Origin of the sequence: Paenibacillus anaericanus (assembly GCF_003994475.1) — a bacterium.
Taxonomy (GTDB): Bacteria; Bacillota; Bacilli; order Paenibacillales; family Paenibacillaceae; genus Fontibacillus; species Fontibacillus anaericanus.
This window is the reverse complement of sequence record NZ_RZNY01000007.1, coordinates 66,040-78,267: the sequence shown is the minus strand read 5'-3', so window position 1 is coordinate 78,267 and position 12,228 is coordinate 66,040. Positions and strand designations below refer to the sequence as shown.

At 40.0% G+C, this 12,228-nt stretch carries 11 protein-coding genes; 9 read left to right on the top strand and 2 right to left on the bottom strand.

Annotated elements, in window-relative coordinates; translation table 11 throughout:
* Positions 1 to 27: 27 nt before the first annotated feature.
* From EJP82_RS10500 to EJP82_RS10475, 6 genes are all read left to right on the top strand, one after another.
* Positions 28 to 918, top strand: a complete 891-nt coding sequence (locus EJP82_RS10500) for an ABC transporter permease (RefSeq protein WP_127192007.1) — start codon at positions 28 to 30, stop codon at positions 916 to 918.
* A 16-nt stretch (positions 919 to 934) separates the two neighbouring features.
* Positions 935 to 1,825 (top strand): carbohydrate ABC transporter permease, encoded by an 891-nt coding sequence (locus EJP82_RS10495; protein WP_211350078.1) that lies wholly within the window; start codon positions 935 to 937, stop codon positions 1,823 to 1,825.
* A gap of 52 nt (positions 1,826 to 1,877) precedes the next feature.
* Positions 1,878 to 3,155, top strand: coding sequence for a Gfo/Idh/MocA family protein (locus tag EJP82_RS10490; protein WP_127192006.1), 1,278 nt, complete (start codon positions 1,878 to 1,880; stop codon positions 3,153 to 3,155).
* A 30-nt stretch (positions 3,156 to 3,185) separates the two neighbouring features.
* Positions 3,186 to 4,820, top strand: a complete 1,635-nt coding sequence (locus tag EJP82_RS10485) for a DUF4091 domain-containing protein (protein WP_211350084.1) — start codon at positions 3,186 to 3,188, stop codon at positions 4,818 to 4,820.
* A gap of 31 nt (positions 4,821 to 4,851) precedes the next feature.
* The gene (locus EJP82_RS10480) at positions 4,852 to 6,600 is read left to right on the top strand and encodes a glycoside hydrolase family 35 protein (protein ID WP_127192004.1); all 1,749 of its coding nucleotides are present in this window, start codon (positions 4,852 to 4,854) and stop codon (positions 6,598 to 6,600) included.
* 180 nt (positions 6,601 to 6,780) lie between these two features.
* On the top strand, positions 6,781 to 7,392 hold the full coding sequence (locus EJP82_RS10475) for a hypothetical protein (protein WP_127192003.1): 612 nt from the start codon (positions 6,781 to 6,783) through the stop codon (positions 7,390 to 7,392).
* A gap of 85 nt (positions 7,393 to 7,477) precedes the next feature.
* Here EJP82_RS10475 and EJP82_RS10470 read toward each other — a convergent pair whose 3' ends face one another.
* Together EJP82_RS10470 and EJP82_RS10465 are read right to left on the bottom strand one after the other, a co-directional pair.
* On the bottom strand, positions 7,478 to 8,017 hold the full coding sequence (locus tag EJP82_RS10470; RefSeq protein WP_127192002.1) for an NADPH-dependent FMN reductase: 540 nt from the start codon (positions 8,015 to 8,017) through the stop codon (positions 7,478 to 7,480).
* 329 nt (positions 8,018 to 8,346) lie between these two features.
* Positions 8,347 to 9,483, bottom strand: coding sequence for a lipoprotein (locus EJP82_RS10465; RefSeq protein WP_127192001.1), 1,137 nt, complete (start codon positions 9,481 to 9,483; stop codon positions 8,347 to 8,349).
* A 202-nt stretch (positions 9,484 to 9,685) separates the two neighbouring features.
* Between EJP82_RS10465 and EJP82_RS10460 the strand changes: the two genes are divergently transcribed.
* The 3 genes from EJP82_RS10460 (at position 9,686) to EJP82_RS10450 (ending at position 11,946) form a co-directional block, all read left to right on the top strand.
* Positions 9,686 to 9,946, top strand: a complete 261-nt coding sequence (locus tag EJP82_RS10460) for a hypothetical protein (RefSeq protein WP_127192000.1) — start codon at positions 9,686 to 9,688, stop codon at positions 9,944 to 9,946.
* A 157-nt stretch (positions 9,947 to 10,103) separates the two neighbouring features.
* Positions 10,104 to 11,258 (top strand): response regulator, encoded by a 1,155-nt coding sequence (locus tag EJP82_RS10455; RefSeq protein ID WP_246054039.1) that lies wholly within the window; start codon positions 10,104 to 10,106, stop codon positions 11,256 to 11,258.
* Positions 11,259 to 11,292: 34 nt separating this feature from the next.
* On the top strand, positions 11,293 to 11,946 hold the full coding sequence (locus EJP82_RS10450) for a class D sortase (protein ID WP_127191999.1): 654 nt from the start codon (positions 11,293 to 11,295) through the stop codon (positions 11,944 to 11,946).
* Positions 11,947 to 12,228 lie beyond the last annotated feature (282 nt).

Here is a 12,228-nt window from a genome sequence, read left to right as displayed (position 1 = left end):
ATGAGTAGTTGGTGAGGAGGGTCATCTGTGAAATCACTGAAGAAAGAATATCCGCTTCATATCATGTTAATACCGGGTGTTATTGTTACATTGATTTATGCTTACGGTCCAATGGCCGGCCTGGTTATGGCGTTTCAACAATTTGAGCCGTTATCCGGGTTCTTTAAATCCGATTTTGTCGGACTAGATAACTTCCGTTATGTATTTAATTTACCGGATTTCAAGCAAGTGCTTTGGAATACGCTTGTTATAGCCATCATCAAAATGGTCTTGTCCCTGCTTGTCCCTCTCATTCTAGCTTTATTACTAAATGAGATTACTAAGAAATGGTTTGCAGGCTTTATTCAATCCGCTATTTTCCTTCCGTTCTTCCTTTCTTGGACCGTACTTGGAGGCGTCATCATTGAATTATTCTCTCTGAATGGACCTATTAATGGTTTGATTTCCTCTATTGGCTTGGAACCTATTATGTTCATGCTTGATAATGGTTGGTTTAGAGGAATTATCATCGGGTCGGATGTCTGGAAAGGCATGGGCTACAATATGATCATCATGCTTGCGGCTATCACAGGAATTAATGCGACGCTGTATGAAGCGGCAGAGGTAGATGGTGCAGGGAAATGGAAGCAAATGCTTAACATTACGCTTCCAGGAATAGCGCCGATTATTATTCTACTAAGTGTATTAGGTCTTGGTGGTATTCTTAACGCAGGTTTTGAGCAGATCTTGATTATGTATAATCCGACTGTATATGCAGGCGCAGATATAATTGATACATTTGTCTATCGATTGGGGATGTTCAGCCAACAATTTGGACCTGCGGCAGCAGTTGGGCTCTTTAAATCGGTAATATCTTTATTCATGGTATCAACGACTTACTATGCAGCCTACAAATTTAACAATTACCGCATATTCTAGGAGGTGGAGAAGTATTATGCTGCACAAACAATCATTTAGTAGAAAGTTATTTGTCGTGTTCAATACGCTGTTGTTAACTTTCATCACCATACTCGGCATTATCCCGTTTGTTCACTTACTCTCCATCTCACTAAGCTCGAATACAGCCGCGATGGCTGGAGAAGTGAAGCTGTGGCCCGTCGGTTTTTCATGGGATGCATATGTATATTTAGGAGAAAAGGTAGAGTTCTTCCGTTCTTTGGGAGTCTCAGTTAAGCGGGTAGTGCTTGGCTCAATAGTTAACTTGCTTCTAGTATTTATTACTGCTTTTCCGCTTTCCAAATCAAATGATCAGTTTAAATTTAGAACCCTATATGTGTGGATATTTGCAATTACGATGTTCTTCGGGGGCGGCTTAATTCCTTCGTACATCATAGTGAAAAATACAGGCTTAATCGATTCGATATGGGCGCTTATTTTACCAGGTGCATTGAATGTATGGAATATGGTTCTGATGCTTAACTTCTTCAGATCCATTCCTAGGGAGTTGGATGAAGCAGCCACAATTGATGGTGCTGGACATTGGAGAGTGCTTTGGCAAATTTATTTACCCGTATCACTCCCCTCCATCGCAACCATTGGATTGTTCACCATTGTAGGGCATTGGAACGCTTGGTTTGACGGTATTCTATACCTAAATTCGCCTGAGCATTATCCGCTGCAGACTTATCTTTCTACATTGATCATGTCCATCAATGCTCAGATGTCATCAATGTCTGTTGAGCAACTCAAGGTGATGGAGAATCTAAGTGAGAAGACCATCAGAACGGCGCAAATATTCATGGGCGCGTTGCCAATTATGGTCGTATATCCGTTCTTGCAAAGATATTTTGTGAAAGGTATGACGGTTGGTAGTGTTAAAGAGTAGAGACAGAATAACGTCATAGAATAAGTCAGAGATGAAGATAGGAGCAGATGAGATGAAAAAAATTACTGTTGCGTTAATTGGAGCGGGGCTACGCGGGATTAATTATTCAGAATATGCGATTCAGCATCCAGAGGAGCTTCAAGTTGTAGCTGTTGCAGAACCGAATGTTGATAGAAGAAATAAATTCAAGGCAAGACATAAACTATCAGATGACGTGTGCTTTGCGAATTGGGATGAATTCTTTGCGTCACCGAAAGTAGCAGATGCAGTTTTCATCTGTACTCAAGATAATCAGCATTATGTACCTACAATGAAAGCACTAGAGGCAGGATATCATGTTCTTCTGGAGAAGCCAATGTCTCCTGATGCTAAAGAATGTGTACTTATGGGGGAAATGGCCTCTAAAGTAAATCGTGTATTTTCGATTTGCCACGTGTTGAGATATACAAATTTCTTCTCTACGATCAAGGAATTGTTAGAGCGTGGTGCAATCGGACAATTGATGTCTATCCAACATAATGAGAACGTAGGTTACTGGCATCAAGCCCATAGCTTCGTAAGAGGCAATTGGCGAAACAAGGAAGAGTCCAGTCCGATGATTCTAGCGAAGTCTTGTCATGATCTGGACATCCTTTCTTGGTTAACAGATTCAGAGTGTGTTCGAGTATCTTCCTTCGGCTCACTATCGCATTTCAAATCTAGTGAGGCACCGGAAGGTGCGCCACTACGTTGCACGGATGGATGCCCAGTAGCAGATACGTGTCTCTATTATGCTCCTAACCAATATTTGACGGATAATACGGATTGGCCAACTTCGGCAATTAGTGATGATCCAAGTTATGATGCTCGCTTGAAGGCACTTCAAGAAGGACCTTATGGTCGATGTGTCTATCATTGTGATAATGATGTCGTTGATCATCAAGTGGTAAATCTAGAATTCGCTAATTCCGTAACTATAGCATTTACGATGAGTGCATTCACTAAAGACGTAAGTCGCACTCTTAAGCTCATGGGTACCAAGGGAGAAATTCGAGGTGCCATGGAGAAGAATGAAATCGAAGTTATTCATTTTGGCAGTGGTAAGGTTGAGAGAATCTCGTTCGAGAATGCGGGAGGACATGTAGGCCATGGTGGCGGCGATATGGGTTTAGTCAAAGATTTTGTTAAGTTGGTTCGAGCAGATGGGAAAATTCAAGGCCTTACATCAGCTAATCATTCCGTTCAGAGTCATTTAATGGCTTTCGCAGCGGAGCAGTCAAGAATAGAGGGAAACAGTATTATTCTGAAGGACTTTGCACATAGTTTCCATACTGCTGAAGAGGTGAAATAAGTGACACATGTCCCGCAGTCATTTCAGACGATGTTATTAAGTTCGTTGACTAAGGTGTTTGCAGATGAGAGGCCAAATAATGAATCTTATAGTCGTGCAACCGCACTTTTTGGAGAGACATTTTCCTTCCAAGTGGCCTATACCTCAGACACACTCCTAAAAAACATAGACATCAATATCAAGTCAGCTCTTTCCGACCAAATATTGATCAGATCTGTTGGACTTGTTCCCTCGGAAATGCCTTGCTTCAATAATCATGATACGGATGTGTTACGTACCACACCGGGACTATATCCAGATCCATTATATAAGTTAGATCAGCAATCTGTTTCTTCAATCCCTGGTCAATGGCGCTCAATATGGGTGACGATCGAGGTGGATGAAAGTGTAACTGCGGGGATGCATCCTATACAAATTATCTTTAGATCATCTGAAGGACAGGTGTTAGGGGAATCCGAGATATTTGAGTTACATGTCATCCCTGCTGCTCTGCCACCGCAACAGTTAATTCATACAGAATGGTTTCATGTCGATTGCCTTGCAACACAGTATCATGTCGAAGTATTTAGTGAAGCTCACTGGGCACTGATTGAATGCTATGCAGACACTATGGTCAAGCACGGAATGAATATGATCTTGACACCGTTGTTCACTCCACCCTTAGACACACTCGTTGGTGGAGAACGCCCAACGGTTCAACTCGTATCCGTAACCGCCGTAGGGGATACCTATGAGTTTGGATTTGATCGACTTACGCGGTGGGTAGCGATGTGCCATCGGCTTGGCTTCAAGTACTTTGAGTTCTCTCATTTATTCACACAATGGGGCGCGAAATGCGCGCCGAAGATTATGGCAACCATTCATGGAGAAGAGCAAAAGATATTTGGTTGGGAGACGGATGCATCTTCAGCGGCTTATCGAGATTTCTTAGATCAATTCTTACCTTGTTTGGATCGATATTTGAAAGAGCATGGACTAGATCAGCAAAGCTGGTTCCATATTTCAGATGAGCCAGGTCAGGAACATTTGGAGTCGTACCGAGCTGCAAGTGAGATGCTTCATAAGCATTTGTCAGGTTATCCGATTATGGACGCCTTATCCGATTTGGAGTTATATGAGCAGGGGCTAGTGAAGAGACCAATTCCAGCGAATACACATATTGAACCATTCTTAGAGCATCAAGTGCCAGACCTTTGGACGTATTATTGCTGCGCCCAGGGTGAACAAGTATCCAACCGTTTTTTTAACATGCCGTCTGCAAGAAATCGTATCATTGGATTCCAATTGTATAAATTCGGATTACAAGGCTTTCTGCATTGGGGTTATAACTTCTGGTATTCACAATATTCATTGAATCAGCAGCTTGATCCGTATCGTACGACGGATGCAATGCATGCCTTCCCTTCAGGGGATGCGTACTTGGTCTATCCAGGTGAAGAAGGCCCGATCGAATCAATTCGATTGGAAGTTCTGTATGAAGGATTGCAGGATTTGCGTGCACTTGAGCTACTAGAGCAGAAAATTGGCAAGGAACAGACAATAGCCATTATGGAAGAAGGTCTCAGTAATCCTCTGACATTCACTGAATACCCAAGGGGCCATGGGGCGTGGCTGCTAGCGGCAAGAGAGCGGATTAATCAAGCGTTAGCTAGTCATTATGTTTAGTATACACAATAATTTACAAGGCGGAGAAAACATGGCAACCTTTAATTATTCAGGATCCTCATTTTATTACAATGATCAGCCGGTACGACTAATTTCAGGAGCCATCCATTACTTTCGGACTGTACCTGAGTATTGGCAAGATCGTCTTATAAAGTTACAGGCATGCGGCTTCAATACGGTTGAAACTTATGTAGCATGGAATTTACATGAGCCGAAAAAGGGCGAATTTCATTTTGAAGGCATGGCAGATTTAGTCCGGTTTATTGAACTGGCAGGGGATTTGGGCTTACATGTGATTGTCCGTCCCGCACCTTATATTTGTGCAGAATGGGAGTTTGGTGGGTTGCCATCTTGGCTCCTGGAAGATTCGGATATGCGTCTTCGTTGCTATCATGAACCGTTTCTAGATCATGTCGATGCATATTATGATGTCTTACTTCCTATGTTAAAACCGTTGTTATGCACAAATGGTGGGCCAATCATTGCCATGCAGATTGAAAATGAGTATGGAAGTTATGGTAATGATAAACGTTATTTGACTCATCTGAAAGACAGCATGATATCACGTGGGGTGGATGTTCTATTATTCACGTCTGATGGACCTGATGACGCAATGCTTCAAGGGGGCATGGTACCTGGTGTATTGGAGACAGTAAACTTTGGGTCACGGCCAGTAGAAGCTTTTAACAAGTTGCGTGAATATCAACCAGATGCTCCAATTATGTGTATGGAGTACTGGAATGGTTGGTTTGATCATTGGCATGAGGAGCATCATACCCGTCCTGCGGAGAATGTTGCGGAAGTGTTGGATGAAATGCTTAGTTTAGGTGCATCCGTTAATTTCTATATGTTCCACGGTGGAACCAACTTTGGCTTCTACAATGGAGCAAACGGTCATACGTTCGATAGCTATGAACCAACGACTACAAGCTATGACTATGATTCATTATTGAATGAATCGGGTGAACCGACACCTAAATATTTTGCAGTTCGTGAAGTCATTTCGAAATATGTGGATCTCGGACCATGTGAGCTGCCGGCTCCAATCGAGAAGAAAGCCTATGGGCGGGTTGAGATGAAGGAGCAAACTGCACTAACAGCAAACTTAGACCGTATTTCAGTACCTATTTACTCGGCATATCCTGAAACGATGGAGAAATTGGGCCAGGATTATGGATTTATTCATTATAGTACGTTCATTTCAGGACCTCGTCCGAAAGATGAGTTCTTCATACAAGATTTACATGATCGTGCACAAGTCTTTCTGAATGGACAGTTGGCAGCAACCTTAGATCGTACCCGGCCAGAAGTAAAACTAGAATTCGAGGTTCCGGCTGATGGGTTACATGTAAGTATACTTGTGGAGAACTTAGGTCGCGTCAACTATGGTCCTTTTATGAGAGATTGCAAAGGGATTAAAGAAGGGGTACGTTATGGTCGACAGTTCTTGTCGGAATGGACGACATATACGTTGCCATTAACTGATTTATCTGGTCTGGTATTTGATGGTCTTTCCGAACAAGCAGAACCTAGCTTCTTCCGTGGAGTCTTAGTTGTGGATGATCCTGCTGATACTTTCTTGAGCATGGAAGGTTGGATCAAAGGGGTAGTGTTTATCAACGGTTATAATCTTGGACGCTATTGGAATGTTGGTCCGCAGAAAACGTTGTATGTGCCGAGTCCATTATTGAAGCAAGGCGACAATGAGATTGTAATCTTTGAATTGCATGGCACTTCGGAAGTAGCTGTTACATTCGTGGATCAACCCGATATAGGATAGGATGAAGGGGAGAACAACCTGTGGAGGATTAATATTCCGCAGGTTGTTTGTGTTGTAATGATGAATTATTTAATACGTGATCGTATAATTTTATTTGTTCTAGAAGGAATAAAGCGAAATAATGACGAAAATAGTCGGAGACCTAAATTCTAACTATAATTAGTAACAGGGGATGACTATGTGAGAAAGAGTAAAGCTATTATGATTGTATTTATCAGTATTATCATCGTACTAACTGCAGGTATAGGTTGGTTATTAAATGACAAGTACGGTTTCATTTCACATGGAGCAAAAAAGCCGACTTATCACTATACTATAGGTGATTTCACGATAGAAGATTTGGGAGTATTCGATACAAAGACCGGTAAAATGTTGTATATCGGAATGAAGAAGGATGAGGTTGATAAGATTCTAGGCGATGGTGTAGAAGAAAAGGAATTTATGAGATTAACTGTGTACGCTGATAATATAAATATCAAATATCGCTTGGATCAGGTTGTAGCTATTTCATTATCTGAGGATTCATCTAGGTATGTTACGGCAAGAAATATGGAGGTGTTAAATTCCCGTCAGGAATTTGAATATGCGTATGGAAAACCAAGTTTTTCTGACGATAGATATACAGATTATTATCTACATAAAATTAACGATGAATCTTATTTAAAGTTGCTACCTAAGTTACCGATTGATCAAGACGAGTTGACTAAGACCTTTATAATGAGTGTGAGTTCTTCTGAAGAAGGCAATAGGATTATGATTTCGGATTTTAAATTCGCTCGAGATCATAATTGAAGAGATTCTAATTGCAAAAAGAGGCATATAATGAGCTCAAGAACTCATTACATGCCTCTTTTCCTTGCCATTTATCAGATTGATATTAACGTAAAGTCTTCAATGCTCCGCTCCAAGCAAGCACTTGGTCAAGCATGCCATTTACATTGGTAAGGTGAAGATCAGCTGGTTTGAAAACAGTTCCGTTCTCAAAGTCAGTGAATAGTGACAATGCTGGGTGTACACGAACGTCCGCTACGGATAATTCTCCCAAGATTCCACGTAGATGTTCTGCTGCACGAGCGCCGCCTACAGAACCATAACTAACGATACCTGCTGCTTTGTTGTTCCATGCATCACGTGCATAATCCAGAGCATTTTTCAAAGATGCGGATATGCTGTGGTTATATTCTTGAACGATAAATACGAAGCCATCCAAGCTAGCGAGTTTGGTATTCCAAGCTGTCGCTTGTTCTGTAGCATCAGCTTCTCCTAATAGAGGAAGTTTGAAGTCAGCGATATCTACGATTTCGTAATTGGCATCTCCCCGCTCATCAGCAACACGTTTAACCCATTCCCCTACTTGTGGACTTAACCGACCTTGACGCGTGCTTCCTAAAATAATACCGATGTTTAATTTTGACATTGTTGTTTCCTCCTTAGTAATTGTTCTACCTAATATTTTGTCTAAAAAACCCAAATCCTACACCGCCATTTCAAAAGCCAATAAAATATAACCAATTTGTTGAAATATAATCTCCCTCTAAGATGATAATAATTCCATAAATGAGGAGAAGTTATTCTCGAACTTTAATCACACTCTATATTCCTTTAAATTAAGTATCTTTAACATGAGATAATAATAACGAATCTAATTCCCTTTGTCAAGCAACTTTATAATAGTTAGTCCTAAAAATTTACTGCAATCAAAAAGAGGCTCCCTATTAGGGAACCTCTCCATAGAAATATTTGAGATTATTGGTCCATATTATTCGTTACAACGATAAGGTGAGTATACGTTCCTCCCGTTGTATTATCTACTTCTGTTCGTCCAACCACTAATCCGGTTATAGATACATAATCATTAATTTTGATGTCTCCACTAGGTACCGTTCCAATAAAGTCAACTATGACATCATCATCAGTAATTATAACTACCTCAGACTGTAAATATGAATCCCCAGTTGGAGGATAGTCATCGGCTATGCTTACGTATCCAGAGAATGTGAGTGCTTTACCATAATATTCCCAAGGAGCTTTATATACCCTCTCATTATCAACTTGCTTCCCTTTTGATAAAGGGGAGGACGTTAACAAGTATTCCAGGGCAACCTGTATATTTCCATTCGTCTCGGCGTCAATATTCGAGGTATTCCACACCAAATCGCCGATATCTGAAGATTTACCATCTATTATAGGTGTGACAGTAGCACTTTCTGAGGGAATGATTTTTACAGAATCAATCACTTGATCAATGACATCTTGTCCTTCTTCATCATAATATTCCTTGGAAAAAGTTAGGGTGATGCTATAAACCTCTGCTTCGGTTGGAATTACGTATTGGGTCATTATTACGTCTACACCAGTACTATGTTTATATTTTCCTGTTAATATACCCGCTTTGTAGTTAGCATATTTTTTTGCTTTAAAATCTATTTGTTCATAATCTGTGATTCCAGCACCCTCACCATATTGGGTGAAATATTCGACTACTCCATCTATAATAGCTTTTGCCGAGGCGGCTTTGGAGGTATTTGGCTCAATGACAACGTTTATATTATCTGCAAATGGTGCCTTTGGATGGGGATTTGAAACTGCATATTTAATCACAGGATTGTTAAATGTAGCTAGGTCTACTGATTGCCACGTTGAAGGATAGGAAAGGGAAAATTTGGCGTCATCATAGCTGGTGTAAGTCACAGCATCTTTAGATTCGTTTGTTGTTTGAACTTTAGTAGTATCTTGATCTTTAGCAATATCTTGATTATTAGTGTCTGAAGTTATGCTGATTGGAATGGAGTTATTCGTTGATGATTCCGATTCTTTTGGATCAGAATTATTACAGCCAGCTAGTACTATAGACAGTGTTAGAAGTAAAATAATCCTTTTCAAAATAAAACATCCCTTAAGGTCTCCATCGGCTGAAGTATTTGCTTATTCTTCGAAGTTTTTTAGTATATTTCTATAGGTATTGTTTATGTATAAACATATTTTAACATAAATAAGTGTCGAATCTCGTTATTAATATTTATCTGGTCAATATTAACTAGGTAATTTATACTAATTCTAAATAGTCAACTTTGGGAGGATAGATATGTTAGCTAGTTCAATAGAAGAGTTAGAAGTATTAAGAAAACAGTGTAAGAAAATGGTTACAGGAAGAGCGGTAGCTTCAGGTGGAGTTGCAGCAGTTCCCCTGCCAGGTGTTGATGCAGCGGCAGATATAGCTATGTTACTACAACTGCTACCGGCAATAAACGAAAAGTTCGGGCTGTCTCCGCAGCAACTAGAGGGTTTAGATCCAGAGTGTTATGAAGTGTCGAAGAAGTTACTTGAAAGTAAAGTGAGTAGTTAATTATTCACATTTATAATAATCGGGGATTGTCTATACTTAGAACATCTAAGTAGAGGATAATTCTCTTTTTAATATAAATCAATAAGTGTAGTTTGAAACAGACTATTTTTATCAGACTACACTTGCTAAAATGGGAAATAGATGGAAAGGAGGGTATATGAGAGAGATGGGTCTAAAAGTAATTATTGTCGATGATGAGCGCCTTGCTTTAAAAAAAATGGAGAAACTATTAAATGAACAGGTCGAATTAGATGGTAGTCTAGATTTGATTGGAACTTTTGTGGATCCATATGCTGCACTAGAAGTAGCTAAGCTAGAAACATTGGATTTGGCTTTTTTAGATATTGAGATGTCGGAGATTGATGGATTTGAATTGGCTAATCGATTGCTGGAAATTCAGCCGCAGCTGCAAATTGTTTTTACTACTGCGTATCAAGAATATGCTGTGAAGGCATTTGAATTGAATGCGCTCGATTACTTGTTGAAGCCTGTAAATCAAAGTAGATTGGCGATAACACTGCAACGAGTTGCGGTATCGGCCACAAGAACTTCAGAAATCGATAAAGAGAAGGTTCTCCCAAAACTATGTCTTTTGCAAAATGTTCATTATATAGATGAGTCTGGATCGGCGCAGTCTTTTCCATGGAAAACTTTAAAAGCACCTGAGTTATTCGCTTACCTTGTCTATCATCATGATAAAACGGTGAATAAACAAACGCTAATGGATTTATTATGGCCAGATTACGACATTGAGAGGTCAACTACTCAATTACATACTGCAATTTATCAAATTCGTAAAATAATTAAAGAAGTTGGATTGTTTGATCTTGAGCTTAAGTATAAGGATGGCGGATATAGTTTTGTATTAGGTGAATTAACGTTGGATGTTGAGGAGTGGGAGCGCCGTGTACGGCTGGCTTCTGTAGTGACTCCTGATACATTGGAACAACACTTGGCGATTATGGCGCTGTACAGTGGAGACTTTCTGGTAGAACATCGATATATGTGGGCGGAGTATGAGCAGGAACGAATCCGTTTGATTTGGTTGAATCATGTTAAGCAAGTAGCGGAGTATTACGCATCACTTGAACAATATACAGAGGCTATGGTATTGTACCAAAAGGTTGTGGATAGATTGCCACATATGGAAGATGGTTACTTTGGGTTAATGATTATTTATTCCAAATTAAATCATCAACTAGAAGTTAGGAAACAGTTCCAACTCATATCGAACAAGTTACTAGAGGAATTTGATGTGACTCCTAGCAAGGAGCTTATGGATTGGTATCAGGAATGGTTAAGCGGTTTGTAAGTCTGATTACTAGGGAGATTGGAATGAACATAATATGAAAATCAAGATCATATCCGTGTTGCTAATTGTTATTGGGATTTTTGTAATATGTTATCCTAAAATTTCTGAAGTATATCACGATTATCAGCAACAAAAGCTAGTTAAGGAATGGAAGAATAGTCTTGAAATTATTCATAATGGCGAGGATACCTCTGAGGTGAGTAATGAGATCGAATTTACCGATACTGCTGCGATTGCCCACGTGGAGGATGAAACAAACGCTGAAGATCCTAAACCGGATTTTAGCAGTTATGAGAACATGGAAGGCATTTTGGTAATCGATAAAATAGATTTACTTCTACCTATTCTTCACGGTGCAACGAAGGACAATATGAAGACTACGGTGGCTAGTATTCTAGATACCGGTAAAGCTGGAGAAGTTGGTAATTATGGAATAGCGGGTCACCGGAATCGTACATTCGGCAGAAACTTCAATAGACTTGATGAATTAGAAATAGGGGATACGATTGAAGTGGACAGCGGAGATGCCCAATTCGAATATACGGTGACGGAAAAGTTCAGAGTTAAGCCTGAAGAAGTGTGGGTATTGGAAGCGAATAACAAAGATAAAGAGATTACCTTGGTCACCTGTGACCCTATGGTAAATCCAACTCATCGACTCATTATTAAAGGGAAAATAGTAGATTAAACGATTTCCATAAAAGCCCGTTACGCTGACTGATCATTCTTACGAGCGCTGCCTCTTCTTCAGAACGATTCCGTCCACTTCACTGGGTTTGTGTATTGGGCAAACAACCACTAAAGCCGATAGATCTCTTGAAAAGAGGTCATCGGCTTTTTCTATTACCACATATTCAGAATAAATTCAGTGAGATAATTTATATTTATTTGATAAGTATCGACTTGGATTGACAGTGGTTGATTCGAGAGATGGAAGCTTTTTGTCGATTCAACTGGAAGATTGTGAAAT